Genomic DNA, 19,813 nt, shown 5'->3' with positions numbered 1-19,813 from the left:
CGCACAGAGCGCATCCCCGACCCGATTCATTTCGGAGTTTCTATTGGGCCGTCACTTCGGCGAAGGTGGCGCTTTCCTGGGCGGCGGTTCCGGAGACTGTGGCGGCGTTCACCGCGCCGCCGACATTGATGACGTAGCGGGTGGCGTCGCCCCACATCTGATAGGAATACATCGCCGTGTTGGACAAGCCGGTGACGCGGCGGAAGGTGGCGGTGGTGTTGAATGCGGCGGTGCCGTCGGCGACATCGACCCAGGTTTCGCCGTTGGCGCGGACGCATAGGAAACGGCCGGGGAAGTTGATCGATTCCAACGAAACGCCAGTCACTCCGGCAAGTCCCGGAACCACACGGAATTCGGAATCCTGAGCGGGGAACGGATCAGTGGCGATGTAGCCGCGGAAGCCGGAGTGGCGCAGGTATTGGTTGGTCGTGGTGGAGAGGCGCAGCCGGCGGACTGTCGAAGTGGCGGTGAATTTCCACTGCTGGTTGGTGCCGCCGAGATATTGCCATTGGTAAATATTGGCGCCGTCAGCCGTGGAGATATTGGCGACATCGACTGCTTTGCCACTATGGACAGGCGTGAGCCGGTAATAGGAGGAATCCGTGGCGGTGAAGGTGAATTTCTGGTTGTTTCCATTGAGATAGTCCCAGATGAGGATGTTGGCGCCATTGGCCGTGGAAATGCCGCTGACGTCGAGGGCCTTGCCGCTGAAGGAGCCGAGGATCTGGTATTGTCCGGAACCCAACGAGCTGACGGTCCAGTTTTGATTGTCGGTATCGGCGACCGTGCGCTGGTCCACGTTGGTGCCGTTGGCCGTCCCGTTGTTGAGAACCGCCATCGCTTTTCCGCTGTGGCGGGCGGTGATCTGATAGACACCTGCGGGCACGGTGGTGGCGATGGGATCGCGGTAGCAGGTGAGGGAGGTGAAACCGAGATGGTCGAACTGGCTGCCATGAACGCCATATTGCGGACCACCATCAGGACGGGTGGAGGCGGCTTTTTCCTCGACCTCCGGAATGGCGATGCCTTTGCGCTGTGCGTAATGACCGACGATCATGTCCCAGACCGGCCGGGTGGCGCCTTGGCCGGCATTGGAGACGACGCTCTGGGTTTGGGCGGAACCGCCGCCGGTGCCGCTGCGCCACGAATAGAAGGAGAAGGGCACGGTCTTCAGGTTGTTATAGCGGGCGATGTATTCGGCACCGGCCATGAAGCGGTTGTTGTTCCAGGCGTAGAGGTCGATGCCTTGGTTCCAAGCCATTTCGCAGATGGTGGCCATCAGTCCGATACCCATGATCGAGTGCTCCTGATCGCGGCCGGCTTCCTGCCATTGGCCGAGGGTGGGCGAGTGGAGGATGGGCACGGCGTTGTTGATCGAGCCGTTGCCGCCGCCGGTCTTGAAGTAGTTGACGGCTTGGTCGATTTTCGCCTGGTCATCGCAGAGGATGCCGATGGCGAGGATCGAAGCCATGTTAGATAGGTCCCAGTTCGCCCAGTAATTTTGGATGTTGGCGTCGTTGTGGGTGAGCAGGAACTGGTTGTTCAGCGGGTAAAAAACATTGACCATCATGGTCTTGAACTGGGTGAAATCCGCAGGAGCCCAGCCGGAATAGGTGCGCATGATCTCGGCGGCGTTGGCTATCTCGTAGCCGTAGAGGCCGGCGGCGAGGAAGCGGTCGGCGTTGCCGGTGACGGCGGTGAGGGTGTAGCCCCAGGCGTTGAGGATTTCCACCGCCTTGTTAGCGTGGGCGACGTCGCCGGTGACTTTCCAGCGCAGGGCGTTTTGATAGGCGGCGGCCGCGTCGTTGTAGAGCAGCGCACAGTTATCCGGCGAGGTGCCGCGGTTGATCACGGAGACCGCACGCGGTCCCCAGGTGCTCTGGGAGTTGGAGCTGGCGACGAGCAGGTCCCAGCTTCCTTTCCAGGGCTGGGCGTTGGCGTTCACTTTCGCGGCCATGCGGGTGAAATCGGCGTTGGTGTGGAGCATGCCGGGATGAGTCGCTCCGGCGGCGATCTGTTGGAAGGCGATGCCGAGAGCAAGGCACAGTCCTGATTTGGGCTTTATGGTTTTTTTCAGTTTCATGGATTTATTGGTTTTGGGTTTGTATCTCGTGCCGGACTTCCCGGCATGAAAATGGTGGTTTTGGATCCACTGGCATTCGTCAGTTTACTGGATCGGATGAGGGATCGGGTGCAGGTCTGTTAAAAATGTTGGAATGGATTTGAAATTGAAATGCGGATTCGTAGAATCTAACAACAATCTCCACGTCGCGGAGTTATTTCGGATCGGCTGAGGCTGCATTTAAGGATCACGGGAAAACCTTGAAACCTCAGCCGCGGCGGCGGCGGAGCAGCGCCAGTAGACCGAGGCCTCCGAGGAGAGCGGCACCGGGTTCGGGGATCACGGTGAGAACGCCGGTGGATTCCTTGAAGGTGAAGGTCGCGGGACCTGACGTGCCGCTCCAGCTATCCGATCCGGGCGAATAAACGAGACTGAGTCCACCGACACTGACCGAGGTGAAATCCCCGGTGATGGCGGTCGCGTCGAACAGGTTGTAGGCCGCGTTCAAGGAGAGATCGTAACTGTTATAGCTGATGATGTTTAGCGCTCCGCCGTAGTTGAGAGTACCCAACACGTTGCCGTAGTCGTAATCGGTGCCGGCGACGGCGCTGCCACCGAGTTCCATGGTGGCGGTGCCTGTGAGGGTGAGGTCGTTGTTGAAGTTCATCGAGCCGGGGCTGTTGCCGATGGCGAGGGTTCCCGCGACGGTGGTGTTGCCGATGATGGTGCCGGAGCCTCCCAATGTTTGGCTCGACCCCACGGTGTAGCCGGTGACGGCGGAGACGTCATAGGTGGCGTTGTTGATGATGGTCGAGCTGTTGGCGATGCTGCCGGTGGAGGCGAGCTTGAGGGTGCCGCTGCTGATGGTGGTGATGCCGGTGTAGGTGTTGGCGTTGCTGAGAGTCAGCGTGCCGTTTCCTTGTTTGGTGAGTCCGCCATCCGTCGCATTGTCACCGCCGATACTGCTGTGGACGAGTGCCTGGGCGACGGTGACATCGAAGCCGTTGGTATGGATGATGGCGCCGCCATTGCGGACGTTGGCGCTGGCGCTGCCGGTGCCGAGGTTCAGGAAGGTGGCGGACGATGCGGTGGGCTTCAGCGTGCCGCCGTTGAAGTTGAATGTGCGGGTCCCGGTGGTGGCGGTGGAAAGAATCCTGGGAACGGTTAGCGTTCCGCCGTTCAGGTTATAGGTATTGTTGCTTGCCGCAGCACCCGCGTATTGCAAATCGAGATCGCCGGTTCCGCCCGCGGTCGTGGCGTTGTCGCTGTAGAAGGTCACCGAGCCACCGCTTTGGTTGATGACGTTGGCACCCGTGCCGGTCTGGCGGTTCATCTTGATCGCCGAGCTGGAATTCAGATTGAGCGACCCGCCGGTGATATCAAACTGCCCCTTGGCAGTGTCCCACGATCCGACTTGAAGCCACTTGGCTGTGGTGGTGCCGATGTTCACGGTGCCCGTCCCGCTGATCGTGAGTTTGCCCAGGGCACCCGCACCAGCATAGCCGAGGATCACGTCGCCCGTGGAGGTGAGCGAGCCGCCGCTGACGTTGATGGTGCCGTTGATCAGTCCGGCGTTGTTGTTGTTCCGGGCAAGGGTGATTGCGCCGACCGTTGCCGTGCCTCCTGAAATGTTGATGGTTCCGGAGCCGCCCGAGAACGTTCCGTTGGTGTTGGAGGCACCGACCCGGACTTCACCATTGGCATGGCTGAAGGTGCCGCTGTTCAGATTGACGATGCCGGTGCCGGTCTGATAGCCGACATTCAGAGCGCTTGTTCCGGCATCATTGAACGACGCCGAACCGTTGATGTTCAGCGTGCCGGTGCCGAGGCCGCCGATATAACGGTTCGTGGCGCTGCCGTTGCCGCTGACGGTGACGCCGGAGGAATCATTCAGCGTCATCGTGAAATTCGAGCCGGCGGACTCCCCCAACTGGAATGCGCCGCCCGTGCCGATGCCCAGCGACGAGGTGTTGTTCAGGGTGATCACGCCCTTGGGCAGGTTGGAAGCGCTTCCACCGTTGAATCCGGCACTGAAGTTGGTAGCGGTGATGATGGCGGCATTGTTGGCGACCAGATCCGAGGAAACGCCGCCGATGCCGTTGCCGCGGCCGACCGAGAGCCAGTTGGCCACGGCGAGGGTTCCGGCATCAATCTGAATCCTTGCGTTCTGACCGGCACCGCCATCGGTAACGACGCCGCCGATGACGAGTTCTCCCGAACTGTTATGAGTGCCGCCGTTGAGAAGCAGCGTTCCTTCGCGGACGACCAGCGAGGTGTCGAAGACGGTCGCGGGAACGCGTGCCCGCGCTCCGGTTCCCGACCAGGTGCTGCCATTGCTCAGGGTGAGTGTGCCGGAACCTGTTTTCAGGAGTGCCGAACCACCGGCACCGGTTTCCGTGACGGTGCCGGAGATGGCGGTGTTTCCACTGCCAGCGACGGTTAGTAGACTGTTGCCGGCCGGCGGGACCATCGCGATGTTGCCGGCGATGGTGAGCAGGCCCGAGCCGTTGTTGGTGAAGGTGGTGGCGGAGCCGGCGGCGGTTGATAGGTTGAGCGTCGTTCCTGCAACTCCGATGTTTTGGGCGGTGGTGACGCCGGTGTTGATGGTGATGCCGCCCGCAGTGGTGAAGTTGAGCGTGTCGTTCGCATCGCCGATGTTGAAGACGGCCGCGTCGCCGCCGGAGACGCCGAAGACCAGGCTGCGGATGTTGAGTGTCCCGCCGAGATCGATCACGCCGCCGGCTCCGGTGGTGCTGAAGGCCGCATCATCGGTGCTGGTGAAGACATTGGTGTTGGATCCGGGAAACGCGGTGGTCCAATTCGGATTGTCCTGCCATGTCAGACCATCGCCGCCGTTGTCCCATGTGTCGGAGGCGGCATTGGCGCACGGCAAAAGACCGGCAATCGAGAGGTGGACAATGATAAGACCGAGATGACGGTGGGTTTTGTTTTTGGGTTTCATGGATGCTGATAGAAAGAGGATCGGATCGGATTTTGATGAGGGGTTTGGAACAAGAAGCGGAATCCCAAGGAATAACCCGACATCCAGATGGCGGATTTTTTTCGGGAATGCTGAAACGAAACCGCCCCGACTGGAACGAGGTCCGGCCGGGGCGGTGGAGTTGGTTAACGGGGTTTGTTGAATAATCAGTTAGGGATCACGACGAGGCGGACGAAGACCTTGCCTAGGTTGGTGACGGGGGTGTATTGGACGGTGTTTCCGACCACGTTGGACGCGGCATTGGTCCAGGCAGTTAGGTCCGGCGAGGTTTGCACGGTGTAGCTGCCGTTGAAGGCGGGATCCTTCGGCCAGGTCACCGTGCCGTTTTGCAAGCCGGGATTGGCGGTGAAGGACGAGCCGGTCGCGCCCATGAAATATTCCACGCCGTTTCTAACGCCGTCCTTGTCGTAGTCGCCATCGGCCGTTTCGCCATTGGCATTGGTGGCGGCCCAGCCGGAGTATCCGGTCGGGGTGGTCACCTGCAGGGTGAGCGCACCGGTGGCTTCGGTGAAGGTCCATGTGTTGTTTCCATCAACCTTGGTCCAGATGTCCGACGCCTGGATGAATCCGGGGATGTTGAACAGGAGAGAGTCGAAGGTCCGGCTGGTCACGTTCACCAGCGTCCAGCTGTTGCCATTGGCGACGGCTGCTCCGGTTAGGTTGATGGTGAAATCACCGGAGAGCGTCGCGGAGCCGGAACCGGTGAGTTTGTTGCTGACACCGTTGGCACCGGGTGCGAACTGGAGGGTGGCGTTGTCTGCCAGGACCAGCGTGGTGCCGCTGTTGACGGTGGTGTTTCCGGTGTAGGTGTTTGCGCCGGCGAGCGTGGTGGTGCCGGATCCGGAGTAGGTCATCCCGCCGCTGGCGTTGGCCACCAGCGAGGCGGTGCCACCGATCGAGCCGGTGTTGCCGACACCACCACCCACCAGGGCGAAGGTGGGTGGGGTGGTGTAACCGATTCCGGGGTTGGTGATGGTGATTCCAGTTAGATTTCCGCCGCCGTCAATGTTCGCCACGGCCGTTGCTCCGGTGCCGTCGCCGGTGATGGTCACTTGGGGAGCCGCGATGTAGCCGCCACCGCCGAAGGTCAGCCCGGAAGCGCTCACACCATTGCCGGTGGGGGCGAGCAGGGCCTGGCCAATGGTGATGGCGTTGCCGCCGTTGTTGATGGTGCCGCCGCCGGAATGGACGTAGGCGTTGGTGAGGCCGGTGAGGAAGGTGGTGCTTGCGACGTTGGCCGACAGGGTTCCACCATTGAAGTTCATGACGCCGGTGGCCAGTGCTCCGGGTTTGGAAACGTAGTTGGTGGTGACGGTGCCTCCTAGCAGGTTGAATGTGCCGCTCGCGGTGGCCACGCTGTTTTTACCAAGCTCGATTCCATTGGTTGGGAGAGTGAGTGCGGCGCTGCCGGAAACATTGAGGAAGCCGGTGCCGGCCTCGCCGATCCAGATGGCATTGTTGGTGGCCGAGTTGTGATTATAGATGGCGTTGCCGCTCAGGTTCATGATGCCCACGCCGCCTGCTCCAGCTCCGTTGGTCACAGGGCCTGCGGTCATCGTATAAGTACCGCCACTCAGGTTGAAGACACCATTTGAAGCGCCAAGCCCGATGGCAAGGAAGCCACCGATGCTCGTGGTGCCACCTGTCTGCGTGTAGTCCGCAAACGCACCGCCCACGCCAGCCACGGCAAGCTGTTTGTCGGTAGTCAGCGTGCCGGTGGTGAGCTTCAGCGCGCCCGCGCCGGTGGCGTTGTTACCGATGGTCAGAGTGCTGCGATATACTTCCGTGCCAGCATTCGAGCGGTTGTTGTAGCTGACCGTCGCGCCGTTGATTTCCAATATTCCATTCGCTCCGGCGGTATTGCCAACAATCGCCGTGAAATTGGTGACGGTGGTTCCGTCATCGTTCCGTGAGCCGTAGGTGCCGGTGTTGTTGAGGATGAGGCTGCCGCTGTCGACCGATAGGTTGGAGGTGGCGAAGTTGGAGTTGTTAGTCAGCGTCAAGGTGCCGGTGCCGCGTTTGACGATCCCGAGCTGGCGGGTGTTGCTGCCGTCGTTGTTTCGGATCAGCACATTGGACGTCACGGCAGTGTTGCCGTTCCAGAAAGTCCACTTGGTGCCGACGCCACCGGCGTTTTGCAGGATGCCGGTGCCGAGCGGTGCCGCGCCGAAAAGGTCCTGATTCGTGCCGACAATACCGTTTTGGATGTTGAAGTTTCCGGCGAAGGCACCAGCGGTCCCGTTCAGGACGAGAGTGCCGGTTCCGGTCTTCACGAGATCATATCCCGAACCGAAGTCAGTGATCGCACCGACACCGAAGGTCCCTGCCTGGACGTTGACCGTTCGCGAGGCGGGAATGGTGACCCCGCCATTGCTCATGTAGAGGGTGTTGGAACCGACGAAGCTGATATCGGTATTCCAAGTCTGGGGCTTGGCCGCCGTCATCACGATGGCACCGCCGCTCGTATTATCGATCAGGCCGCCGTTGATGATGATGGTTCCCGGTGCGGTTCCCAGGGCTCCCACGCTGTTGAGGTTCAACTGACCGGCATTTAGCGTGAAGTCGCCGGAGAAGGTGTTAGCCCCGGAGAGGGTGAGGGAGCCCGCACCGGACTTTTCGACGGAACCCGTGCCCAGGATGGGGTTGGCATAAACATTCGATGCTCCTGATAGATTTAAGATGAGGCTGCTGTTGTTGGTGATGGTGGAGCTCGATGCAATGGAGCCTGTCCCTCCGATTTCCAAAATCCCGGCGTTAATGATGGTCGCGCCGGTGTAGGTGTTGGCGGTGGTGATCGTCACCTTGCCATCGCCGTTCTTGATGATCGAACCCGAGCTGATGCCAAAACCGCCGGTGCTGGAAAGCGTGTAGTCGTTAGGATTGTTGTTGAAGACGACGGAGCTGGGACTGACGTTCTGCGCGAGGTTGACGGTGAAATTCGCGGCGGTGTCGTCGAACACCACCGGGCTGTTGGTGGAAAACTCGATGCCGTTTCCGAGGTAGCTCCAGTTTTTGGCGCCGCCGACTGCGACGGTGGTCCAGTTGGAGTTCACATTGCCCGTCCAGACCAGCGATTCTCCGGTGATGCTGAGGGCGATGGAGGTTCCGGTGTTGACCAGCGTGGCGGTCTGGTTGGGGTTCAGGCCAGGGATGGCTCCCAGTGTGAAATGGGAAGCATCGGCGCTGGCATAGCTATCGAACTCGACGAGCGGATAGTCGGTTCCGCTGGTCCACGCTCCCGAAACGTTGGTGACATTGATGACCGTGCCGGTGGCCGGAGTCACGAGATTGGTGGAATGGAGATATCGTTCCATGTAGGTTCCGTTAGCCTGAAGATTCAGGGTCGCGGCACCTTGGAAGGTGAGCGCGCCGACGGAGAGCGGCGAGATGGCTGCGGCACCATTCCCCGTAGTGATCGTGTTGGCGAGCGCGCTGGCGATGGTGAGCGAGTTGATGGTTCCGGTTCCGTCGAGGGAGCCACTGGTGAGTGTGACCGGGGAGGCAACCGGCACGAAACTGGCCTGAACCAGCTTGGCACCGCTGCCGTTGATGGTGACGGAGCTGCTGGTATCGACGCTTCCGCCGTTGGCCAGAGTGAGTGTCCCGCCGCTCACCAGGGTCGCGCCGGTGTAGGTGTTGGTTCCGGAAAGTGTGAGGGTGCCGGTGCCTTGTTTGGTGAGGCCGCCGCTGCCGTCGGATAGAAGCGGGTCAACGACAGTCACGTTGAATCCGTTGCTGTCGATGATGGCACCGCCATTCTTGACATTGGCCTTCTGGGTCGCCCCGCCGAGATCCACGAAGTTCGTGGTGTTGCCGGCGGCCTTGAGTGTGCCGCCGTTGAAATTAAAGGTGGCGGTCCCGGTGTTGTTAGTGGTGATGATCTGACCGATCGTCAGGGTGCCGCCATTAAGGTTGAAGGTGTTGTTGACGGTGCCGGTGGTGGAGGCCTGGTTGAGGTCGATGACACTGCCAAGGCTGATGACACCGTTGTTGTTACCGGTGTAGCCGGTGATCGCGCCGGCGTTGAGGGTCACGAAACTCGTGCCGGCCCCATTCGCATTGGTGCTGAAGCGGATGTCGGTGTTCGTGTTGAGGTTCACGTTGCCGCCGTTGATCGTCAGCTCGCCTTTCGATCCCTGGGTCTCGTTGAGCTTGAGCCAGCGCTCGGTCGCGGTGGCGACGTTGAGCGAACCACTATCGAGATTGAGCCGGCCGATGCCGGTGCCCGCGTAGCCGAGGACGAAGTCCCGCTCGAAGGTGGCGACTCCGCCGTTGATGTGGATGGTGCCAATCGCTCCGTCCGCCATTCCGACCCGCGTTTGGTTGGCATTGGCGGTTTGCTTGAAGGTGGAGGTGCCATTGAGTTCGAGGGTGAAGTTCGAGCTGGCGGACTCCGCGATGTTGACGGTGTTGGCCACCGTGATTCCGGATGTTCCGTTCAGGGTGATCGAGCCCTTGGGCAGGTTGGTTGCGCCGCCGCCGTTGAAGCCGGCGCTGAAGTTGGCTGCGGTGATGATCGCCGCGTTGTTAGCGACGAGGTCGGATGAAACGGCACCCACTCCGTTTCCACGGCCGACCGAGAGCCAACTGCTGATGGCGAGGGTGCCGGCATCGACTTGGATTTTTGCGTTCTGGCCAGCGCCGCCGTCCGCTACGACACCGCCGATCACCAATTCCCCGGTGACGGTGTGGGTGCCACCGTTGAGCAGCAGGGTTCCTTCCCTGGCAACGAGCGGAAAGCCGGCGGCGGTGGCCGGGATGCGGCCCAGCGCGCCGGTTCCAGTATAAGTGCCGCCATTGGAAAGGGTGAGGGTGCCCGCGCCGGTTTTGAGGAGGGCCGAACTGCCCGCGCCGGTTTCGTTGAGAACGCCGGTGACGGTGGTGTTGCCGCTTCCGCTGACGGTGAGCAGGCTGTTTCCTGCGGGAGGGACCGCGTTGATAGATCCGGCGACGGTGAGCAGGCTCGCGCTGTTATTGGTGAGGGTGTTGGTGGCATTGGCAACCGTCGAGAGGTTGACGTTGGCATTCACCAACTGGTTGGTGGCCACGGCCGCGTTGACGATCGCCGAGCCGGCGTTCGCGAGGGTAAGCGTCTGGCTGCCTGCCGCACCCGAGCCGAGCGTGTAGGCGGCGGTGCCGGCGGTGTCGAAAACGATGGCGCTGATCGCAACTCCCGCACCGAGATCCAAGGTGGTGTTGGCGTTGCCGGCATTGTTGAAAGTGGCGGTGTCGGCCGCGCCCGGGGCAGGGGTGGCACTCCAGTTGGTATCCGTCGCCCAGGTGGCGCTGGTGGTTCCGTTCCACGTCGCGCTGGCGGCGAAGGAGGAGGACGTCGCGAAGGTGGCGACGATGAGGGCGGTGGTGCTGGCGAGGAGGCGGGATTGGCCTTTGGGTTTCATGCGATTGGGTTCGTTGGGTTGTTGGGAATCCGCTACGAAATCGGGCTATGGAATGGGTCCCCGAGGGTTTCGCAACGGCGCGGAGCGACTCGTGTTGAGTCGATCGGAAGAAAGCAGCGGATTTCCCGGCGCAAACCCGACATGGATTCGCAAATTTTTTTCCCAACGCGGGAAACAAGCCTCAGTAAACGATCCGGAAGGTGGCGTCTTCCCGGTCGAGCGGGATGTTGATCGCCTCCAACCGGAGAAAATAGTTGGCGTGGCGCAAATAAAGGTCCGGCGACGAGAACGAGTGAAATGACGACCAACTGCTGTTAGCCAGGCCGGGCACTTTCACGAAGGTCGCCTTGGCCTTGAATCCGGGGGAGCCGTCGTCCTTGGCAAGCATCACATGTTCGGCCACGGCGCGGAGATACTGGCCCGGAGAATTGACGGACTCGAAGGAAATGCCCGTGGCGCCGGCGAGACCGGGCACGATCCTCCACTGCGAATCCTGATAGGGGTCGAACGGATAATAGGAGATACTGGCCATCTCATTATCATGCCGCACGAGACAGTCGGGAAAATTCCACGACTTGATGCGGTTCCATTTCGGTCGCCCCCAGTGGGCGATGAGGTTGTCCATTTCCGCTCGGGTGATGGGGATCACCGTGGCGTGCTTGACGTTGAGCGGCGTGTTGTAGTCCCGCTTGTCGATTTCTTTCCAGGCGTCGCTGCTGATGTCGTCGGTTTGCCACGCGTAAAACTCGCCATTCACCGGGCTGTCGGAATCGCCATAGAGAAACCAGCGGTTTCCCTGCAGCGCCTTCACTAACAACGGAGCCTCGATGATGGTTCCGCCGAGCGGCCTGGTGTAGGGAGTGCTGTCGAAACCGCGCGGAGCCAGCGTGGCGGAACGGGTGCCGCGCAGCCGGTTGGCCACGCCGTCCGTGTAATAGAGGAAACGGTTTCCCTGTTCCGGATCCTGAGCGAGCGTGGCGTCCCGCACGTCCTGGCCGGGATCGAAAAACAACTCGTGCGGAGTGACGTGGGTGAAGTCCGTGGTGTAGTTGACGTAAATGCGGCGGCGGTCGGTGTCGCCGGTCCAGATGATGCCGTATTGATTCCTATCAGGATCAAGGAATGCCTCGGGAGCGAGGGTGCGCATCGGCGTGTCGTGGAGCCTGACCAGCCGCGCGTTGTCGAAGGTGATGAAGTCGGCGGTTTCACAAACATGGATCTCTGGCGTGGCGATCCGGTTGAGTCCGGTTAGATTCGTGGCCAGCACAACGAATCCGCCTTCTTTTTTACGGAGGAAAAAAGGATCCCGAAGACCTTTTTGTCCGAGACGGGAGACCAGCACCGGCTCGTTCTGGTTGAGCGGCATCCAGTCGAGGCCGTCCTCACTGGTGGCGATCTGGAGGTTTGATGAATCTCCGCGCCCGGTCGGGGATTCGGTGAAATAGCCCATGAGGTAGCCCGCCATCGGCTCTGCGGCGGGCGACCGGGAAAACAGCAGGCAGGACACGGCCATCCAGCCAGCGGTGCGGAACGAGAGGGCGGATTTCACGGGGCCGGCGGTGTGTGGACGGATTTCAGGATTGTTTCTGGATCGAGGACTCGGCTTCTCGGAAAAGGATCCGGGCGAGCAGCCAGTCCCACCAGAATCCGTGTCCACGGCCGAGCGGCTCGTAAGCCGGTGCGAGTTCGGGAGTGAATGCGAAATCTATCAGCTCTCGGGATTTCTCCAACTCCACCCGGGCGGCATCCGTGTGCCCCGCACGAAGATTCGCCATGGCCAGGACCGGGTGGATGATGGCGGAGATGTAAGGATTCGGATCTTTGTATTCCAATGCCATGGTGCTCCAGACGACGGCCTTCTCGAAATTTCCCCGCCGGTATTCCAGCAGCGAAAGCGCCCATGCCCGCCAGGCCGCCAGGGTCACTTCGTTACCGGGTTTCAAACGCTTCTTTTCCGTATGCGACTTTTCGATCACCTCCTCGATCGGTTCCAGCTGTCGCAGAAAGCCGGGATCCGCGGGGAGCAGCAGGGTGGCTTGGATCACCTGCACCCCCACGATGTCGCGGGGAGTATCTCCGAAATGCGTGATCACCCATTCGCGGAATTTGGCGAAGTCGGCCATGTTCCCGTTTTCGGCCAGGACGGGGCCGGGTGCGATGAGATCGTTGTTGCTGGTGATCTTGTCAGGGCTGGTCAGACGGTTGGCCTGGATCAGTAACAGATAGCACTCAGACGCCTGTTTCCACCGTCCGCGCATCGCATTCCAGCCACCGAGCGAACGCAGCACGTTCGCCGCTTCCAAGGAGGGCTCGATGGTGGATAGCGGAGTGTTCCGTAGCTGGCTGTCCGCCTCCTCGGTGTTTCCTTCGCTCATCAGCACGGCGACTTGGGCGATGTTTTCCCTGGCAGTGGCGTTGCCGCGCAGTTTCTCCTCGTTGCCGCGGGCGGTTTCCGCGATCTGCCGCAAGCGGACCTGCTCCTGTCTCGCCTTGCTCTCGCGCAGGTAGGAGCCGTAGGCCAGCCCGAGACCCAGCACCAGCGCCGCGGCGACACCGGCCGCGGAGCTGACTGCCAGACGGTTGCGTTTCACGAATTTTTGAAACAGATAGATCCGCGACGGCGGGCGGGCCATCACCGCCTCGTTGTCGATGAAGCGCTTCAGATCCATCGCCAGTCCGTTGACGGTTTCGTAGCGGCGCTGGCGGTCCTTTTCGATGGCCTTCATCACCACCCAGTCGAGGTCGCCCTTCACCGAGTAAATTAATTTGGCCGGTTCCGTATGGCGTGTGGAAGCGATTTCCAACCGGGTGTCGTGATCCAGCGAGGCGAGCAGCGCGGAAGGGGAGGGCGGTTCGCGCTCCATCAGGATGCGCCGCAATTCCGCGACGCCGGCGGAGGAAAGTTCTTTCGGATCGAACGGCGTGCGGCCGGCTAACAATTCGTAAAGCAGGATGCCAAGACTATAAACATCGCTGCGTGTGTCCACGTCCAGTCCCTTCCGGTCGGCCTGTTCGGGACTCATGTAGGCGGGCGTGCCGACGAAGTGCTCGTGCGAGGTGATGAGCGTATCGCCGGAGGATTTTCCCGAGGTGGCCTTGGCGATCCCGAAATCGATCACCTTGGGTACGGGTCTGCCGTTGTGCGAGGTGATAAGAATGTTGGAGGGCTTGATGTCGCGGTGGATCACGCCCTTCTGGTGCGCGTGCTGGATCGCATGGCAGACTTGAATGAAGAGATCGATCCGCTGGCGGACATCGAGGCGGTTCTCATTGCAGTAGTCGGTGATCCTCACGCCGCGGACCCATTCCATGACGAAATACGGACGTCCGGTTTCCGTCGCCCCGGCATCGAGCACGCGGGCGATGTTAGGGTGATCCATCACGGCCAACGCCTGCCGTTCCATTTCGAAACGGGCGATCACGCTCTCGGTGTCCATGCCCAGCCGGATGACCTTCAGCGCCACCATCCGCCGCACCGGCTCCTGTTGCTCCGCCAGATAAACGACTCCGCAGCCGCCCTCGCCGATGCGTTCCTGTATCTTGTAGCGTCCAATCCAACTGCCCGGGCCTTCGGCATCGGGCAAAACGGCATCCGCCGCGGCACGGTCCCCGGCGATATCGGTTAGGGTTTCGCAGGCCTCCGCCGCGACCACCGTCCGGGCTTCCTCCGCATCGTGGAAAAACCGGTCGGAGTCGTCGATCGTGGCCAACAGGTTTTCCAGCCGGTCTCGTTGCGCGGGATTTCCGCCGCAGGCCTGATCGAGAAACGCATCCCTAACATATTTATCTTCGATGACCGCCGCGGCCTCGAACAAAGCCTTTTCGATTTCCCTGGAAGCGGTTGTCATGATTGAAACTTGATCGGTGGATCCTGTGAAAAAGCGGGATCCGGTGTGAAAACCCGACATCGATCATCAACCTAGACCGCAGCAGCCGCTTCGATTTCGCGGACCATCTGGAACAAGCTCGCTTTCGCATAGGCCCACTGGCGTTCCACGGTGCGGACCGTCACGCCCAGCGTCCCGGCCACTTCCTGATTGGTCAATCCGGCGAAAAACTTCAACAACACGATCCGGGCGCTGTCGGGATCTTCCTTCTCCAGCCGTCGCAGGCTTTCATCGACAAGCAGCAGGCGTTCGTCCGGAGTTATGTTTCCATGACCGAAAATGGGGTGTTCGTTTTCAGCACGCATTCCTCCGGCCTTGATGCTCGCTTTCTGACGGGCGCGGTCCACCAGGATGCGCCGCATGGCCAAAGCCGCGGCTCGGAAAAAGTGGACCCGGTTGTTCCAGTTCCGGTTGCCCGTCCCCGACAGCCGCAGCCACGCCTCATGCACCAGCGCCGTCGGCTGCAAGGTCATTCCCGCGGATTCCCGGGCCATCCGAGATGCCGCCAGACGCCGTAGTTCGTCGTAGACGAGTGGCAGCAACTGCTCGGACGACATGCTTTCTAACGATTCGGCTGGCTCCATGAGGGGATGGGTTTCTCCACGGTTACTGTGGGAAAGTAGCTGGAGCGGATCGCTCGCGCAAGGAGAGTTACCACGGAAACCAACTCCTTTGCTGGGTTCCGACGATCTCATGTCGGGTAATTCCACCGGATTTCGATTTTCTCCTGTAGCGATCATGAAACCACCGTTTCCATCCCAAACCCATCCATCCGTTGAGATCACTCCGACCCCGGTTGACTCACCGGATTTTTCCCACGCCGAATCCGAATTCCACACCAACGCCCCGTCCGGGAAACTGGATTTCGGCCTTTGGGATCTGGATTCAGCCGCCGGGTGCGCGCCATCTCCCCTCCCGGCATCTCTCCACCTGCCCGCATCATTCCGCGTCGCCACCCGCTGGCAATCCACGCGCCCGATCCCGTCATTCCCGGTTCCCAGCCTGAGCCGGGCCCGTCGCTGATGATGGCGTATAGCGCCTTCCTTGAGGCGATCTAACGAAAATCGCGGACCCCTCGCGCGGATGCCCGACCATGCGGCGGAATCCCCGAAAAACGCGGAGGTATCCATGGAAACCGGGGCCCGATGCATGAATCCGTGAAAGATCACGTTTTGATAGTCGCCCGTCTCGGCTCCCATTCGAGAAATTCCATGAACCGATCCATGATCCCACGCCTCCTCGCACTTGCCACGCTTCTTCCCGGTTTCCTCTCCGCGGAAATCCTCGACACGCTTTCTTTCGGCAACGATGCCTCCGAGTCGCTTCACGAATTGTCCGCGACCTTCTCCGATTTCAAACCCGGTGGTCTCGGCGAACCGGCGCGGCGGTTGTTGCCCGGCGGCGAGCTTGCCTGGCAGGGCGGCATTTTGAAATTCGTCGTCCGCGTCGATCCCGAAAAACAGAACTACATCACCCTCCGCCTGTGGGGCGAGGACGTGAACCATAACCAGATGACCCTGCATGTCGAGGGCAAGCAGCTCGGCTACCGCCATCTTGGCGACTACGAGGCGCTGGAAACGGGATCCGACGCCCCGGCCTATCCCGGGCGTTTCATCTATCGGACCTGCCCGTTGCCGCTTGATCTAACAAAAGGAAGGGATTGCGTGAACTGCGAGATCCGCGCCACCGGGCCGATCTGGGGATACGCCACCAGCTTCGAGCAATACCAGAAGCCGATGACCGAGCCGACGCGGGGACTCTACCGCGCCTACACCCACACCGACGGTTGTTTCACGCCGCCGGCGGACGACAAGCAGGGAGTCTATCCGGAGAACGCGCCGGTCCGCATCACTCCCGGCCCGGAGGTGATGGATGCCGTGAAATCCCGCGTCAACGGCGAGATCGACAATCAATTGAAGGACGTCAGGCGACCGTGCAACCAGATGCAGATCCTGTTTCTCGCCAAGGCCTGGCACACACCGTGGACCCACGCTGCTGGCAAACCGGAGACGATTACGAAAATCCAGACCAGCTTGGACGCGCTTTACCGCGCTTATGTCGCCAATCCGAAACTCGCCGAGGAAGAGCCGTCCACCTACAATCCCGACTGGTTCGGTCTCGGACCGTCCGGGCAGGTGATTGCTTCGTTAGAAAATGAACTCAAGCCGGGGCTGGATGAAAGCATCGACGATGGAAAAGGCGGGAAGATCAAACGCCGCGACGCTTTCAGCGCCATGCTGGTGGTCTGCCGCGACTGGCACCGCGAGCACCGCCGCCAATACACCAACCAGTCGATGATCAACGACCTCTACGGCATCTACCTCGCCAACCGCGGGGTCGCCGTGCTCGCGCCATCGCTGGCGTTGCCGGAGAAACAAGCGCTGCGCTATCTTTACGAATCGATCGGCCTCGAACCATGGCTCGGCAGCGAAAAGGACGGCAAGCCGACGAAGCCGTTGGGCGATTCCTACTATCAGCTCACGGCGAAAGGCCTGACCAAGGAACTCGGCTTTGTCGGGAACTACGGCGAGGTCCTCGACTGGGTGGCGCAGATTTATGAAGCCACCAAGCCGTCACCCGACAAGCCGGGCGACCCGAAAGTGAAGCGGCAGATGATCAAGATCGCGATGGCCCGCTCGCCTTTCCGCTATCCGATGCTTGATGGCGAGGGCAACCGGGCGATGGTTCAGGAAACCATCGTCGGCTGGCGCGATACCCACTATCCGGGCGATGTCACCTATGACCAGCGCCCGTCGTGGGATGGTTCGGCCTTCGAAGTCGCCACCGACGCGCGGGATCCGAAATTGATCGGCTTTTCCCAACAGATGCTCGCCGACAATCAGTTCTTCGCGGTGATTTTCAAACAGATGGAAAACAACACCTTCCGCACCACTTTCGGCCTGATGGGCGTGCCGGAGCGCTACGAATTCATGAAGGCGCAGAAGCCCGTCGCCCACCGCCTGCCGATGTCGTGGGACCAGCCGGACTTTGTATTCACGGATGAGGAGGACGGTGTGGTCGCGATCAAGAACGGCAAGGAAATCCTTTACGCGTCTCTTTATTGGCGAGCCCGCAATGCGGTGAATTTCCTCGGCCGCGTTCATTACCTCACGCCGACCTTCGATCGCATCGCCACGGTGATGGAGGACATCGACTACACACCGTCCGGCATGGAGTACACCCGGCCTAACTGGACAAACTTCGGCTTCGGAAATGGTGGCCATCCTTATCCCGCCAACTACACTTCCGCCCACACCGGTGAGAAACTGCCGATTGCGAAGATCCCAGCGGGCGTGTCGTTTAAACCGGGCGAGGAAAACATCTATGCCGGACGTGGCGATTTCTATCAACTACGGTATGGCCCGTATTTGATCGCCATGAACATGAGCGCCGACAAGACCTTCGACCTCAAGGCACCGGATCATGCGGGAAAAATGACCAACCTCGTCACCCGCAACCCGGTCAAGCCCGGCGGCGTCGCGAAGGTTGCTCCCCGCACGACGGTGGTGATTTTCCAAGAATGATCTACGATCTGTGGACCTGTCCCGGTCCTTATGGAGGCACCACACTCCTGTGGTGCTGGCGAATGAAGTGAAAAAGAAAAAGCCTTCAAAGACCCGTCTTTTTCCCTGCATTCACTCCACGACAAGAGTGTGGTGGCTCCTTATCCGCCGGCCCTTGCGTCCAACGATGTTAGGAGGCGGCATGATCGGCTCCTTCTACTTCGGCTGGGTGAATGCCACTGGCGATACCTTGTCGCGGTAAACCACTCCCGCGGGCGTGAGCGAGCCGTCCTTGCGGACGAGTTGCCGGGAGTCTTCTACCCAATTGTAAAGCGCGTATCGCTCCACGAACGGAGTGTCGTCGAGCATCTCGATCATTTTCTCAACGGCTTCCTTCTGCTGCGCTTCGTTCGGGTCGGGAGCCGAGGTCCAGTTGGCGCCGTTGTTCCATTCGGTGATCCACAGCGGGCGTTTCACCCGGTCGTGGATGCCTTTGAGGAATTGATAGAACTGGTCCGCGGCTCCCTTCGCGTTCTTCGGATCGCTGACGGCGCGGTAGTAATGCACGGGAACGTAATCGACACGCAGTCCGGAGGCGTCGGCCTTGTCCATGAACTGATAGAGCCAGCCGAGGCCGCCGTCGGACACCGCCGGCGCGCCCAGGCGGAGACCGGAGCCCATCAGCACCGGCCATCCCGCGATGGCCTCGTCCACGGTGAGGTTGGCTTGATCCTTGTGGTCCGGCTCGTTGAAGCCCAGCAGGTGGTTGATTCCCTTTTTCTTCCAATCCTGATCCATGCCGGGCCAGTCGCGTTTCTGGCGGATCGCCACGTATTCCAGATCGGGGGATGAATTCGCGCCGATGTTCCAATCGTAAAACCAGCCGACATCGAGTTTCTGCCAGATCCCGCCGGCGATGCCTTTCTTGGACGTCCACCGCCATGGGAAGATGCGGACGAAGCGCACGCCCTCGCTCAATCCGGCGGGGATTTCGTTGACCACCACGTCGTGATCCTGCGCGACGTAGTTCTTGCTAACACCCGTGCCGTTTTCCTTCTGCGCGATGGTGGCCGTGTAGCCGCGCTTGAGGACGAACGAGGCGGCGGGCCCTTTCAATTTTCCGAGCCTCGCGCCGTTGTAGTCCACGTAGCATTTCAAGGGGATGGAGGATCCTGTTAGCGACTTGCCGTCGAAGAGCGTCATTGCGGTATAATCCGGCTCCTGCGGGATGACGACCGTGCCGGCTCCGTATTGCACCACCCGCACGTTGGTCGAGGCGTTCGCTTTGGCACCGTTGATCCGCATCCGGTCGAGAAATTTGGACTCCACCACCGAGGGCGCGACCTTGTCCAGAAACAGCCACGCATCGGGCGAGGTGAAAAAGAACGAGCTGCCGGGGATCGGGTCGCCCTTGCCGGTGACGTGGAATTCCGTGTTGCCGGTTAGGGTCGTCACTTGATCCGCGAGCGTCTCGACGGATTTCATCGCGTAATCCTGGCGGCTGAGGTTCGGTTTTCCCGGTTCGTTCGCGGCGGCGGGCGGCTTTCCTCCGGTTTCGAGCGCGCGGAGGTATTGCTGGTCCGCGGGAGCGAAATTCTCGAAAGCAAACTCGAAGCTCTTGCCGCTGGTGTCCTGCAAGACCACCCAGCCGTTCTTCATCCCGACAAACTCAGCTTCCAGTTGTTTCGAAACTCCGGTGAATTTCCATGACTTCGCCTGCAGGGTGGAACCGCAGGCAACGACCGCCATGCAGGACGCGGCGAGCAGAGTTGTCGGGCGCCTGCCGTGACGGAATGCGGCGAATGTCTTGGAGCTCATGGGTTTTTGATGGGGGTGGTGTGGAATCTAGTCGCTGGTTCGTGGGGTTGTCACCTGCGATCGTGGGCTAGCCCTTGGGGCATCCAACGCCGGGTTTTCATGGAAACTCTCACGCAATGTTTCGTCGATGGCTTCGGGTGAAA

General features: G+C 60.7%; 9 protein-coding genes. 2 read left to right on the top strand and 7 right to left on the bottom strand.

The genetic code is table 11. The features are described from left to right. Window positions 1-40: 40 nt before the first annotated feature. The 6 genes from ABIQ96_RS10085 to ABIQ96_RS10060 all read right to left on the bottom strand — a co-directional run bounded on the left by ABIQ96_RS10085 (window position 41) and on the right by ABIQ96_RS10060 (window position 14,933). Entirely contained in the window at window positions 41-2,083 is a 2,043-nt protein-coding gene (locus ABIQ96_RS10085; protein ID WP_348214454.1) for an RICIN domain-containing protein, read from the bottom strand. A 247-nt stretch (window positions 2,084-2,330) separates the two neighbouring features. After that, window positions 2,331-5,024, bottom strand: coding sequence for an autotransporter-associated beta strand repeat-containing protein (locus ABIQ96_RS10080; RefSeq protein ID WP_348214453.1), 2,694 nt, complete (start codon window positions 5,022-5,024; stop codon window positions 2,331-2,333). A 185-nt stretch (window positions 5,025-5,209) separates the two neighbouring features. Further along, on the bottom strand, window positions 5,210-10,462 hold the full coding sequence (locus ABIQ96_RS10075; RefSeq protein WP_348214452.1) for an autotransporter-associated beta strand repeat-containing protein: 5,253 nt from the start codon (window positions 10,460-10,462) through the stop codon (window positions 5,210-5,212). Window positions 10,463-10,643: 181 nt separating this feature from the next. Further along, a complete protein-coding gene (locus tag ABIQ96_RS10070) occupies window positions 10,644-12,011 on the bottom strand; it encodes an AbfB domain-containing protein (RefSeq protein WP_348214451.1) in 1,368 nt (455 codons plus the stop codon). A gap of 25 nt (window positions 12,012-12,036) precedes the next feature. Further along, window positions 12,037-14,310 carry a serine/threonine-protein kinase gene (locus ABIQ96_RS10065; RefSeq protein WP_348214450.1) on the bottom strand — a complete coding sequence of 758 codons (2,274 nt, stop codon included), beginning with the start codon at window positions 14,308-14,310 and terminating at the stop codon, window positions 12,037-12,039. Between the two features lie 71 nt (window positions 14,311-14,381). Then, on the bottom strand, window positions 14,382-14,933 hold the full coding sequence (locus ABIQ96_RS10060) for an ECF-type sigma factor (protein ID WP_348214449.1): 552 nt from the start codon (window positions 14,931-14,933) through the stop codon (window positions 14,382-14,384). Between the two features lie 312 nt (window positions 14,934-15,245). Between ABIQ96_RS10060 and ABIQ96_RS10055 the strand changes: the two genes are divergently transcribed. Continuing rightward, window positions 15,246-15,407, top strand: a complete 162-nt coding sequence (locus ABIQ96_RS10055; RefSeq protein ID WP_348214448.1) for a hypothetical protein — start codon at window positions 15,246-15,248, stop codon at window positions 15,405-15,407. Between the two features lie 165 nt (window positions 15,408-15,572). Beyond that, on the top strand, window positions 15,573-17,873 hold the full coding sequence (locus ABIQ96_RS10050; protein WP_348214447.1) for a hypothetical protein: 2,301 nt from the start codon (window positions 15,573-15,575) through the stop codon (window positions 17,871-17,873). Between the two features lie 195 nt (window positions 17,874-18,068). On the opposite strand, the gene ABIQ96_RS10045 is transcribed toward ABIQ96_RS10050, so the two are convergent. Beyond that, window positions 18,069-19,670, bottom strand: coding sequence for a glycosyl hydrolase (locus ABIQ96_RS10045; protein WP_348214446.1), 1,602 nt, complete (start codon window positions 19,668-19,670; stop codon window positions 18,069-18,071). Window positions 19,671-19,813 lie beyond the last annotated feature (143 nt).

Origin of the sequence: Luteolibacter sp. (genome assembly GCF_039920825.1) — a bacterium.
Taxonomy (GTDB): domain Bacteria; phylum Verrucomicrobiota; class Verrucomicrobiia; order Verrucomicrobiales; family Akkermansiaceae; genus Luteolibacter.
Note: the sequence above shows the minus strand (reverse complement) of the source record. Positions and strands in the feature narration are given on the sequence as shown.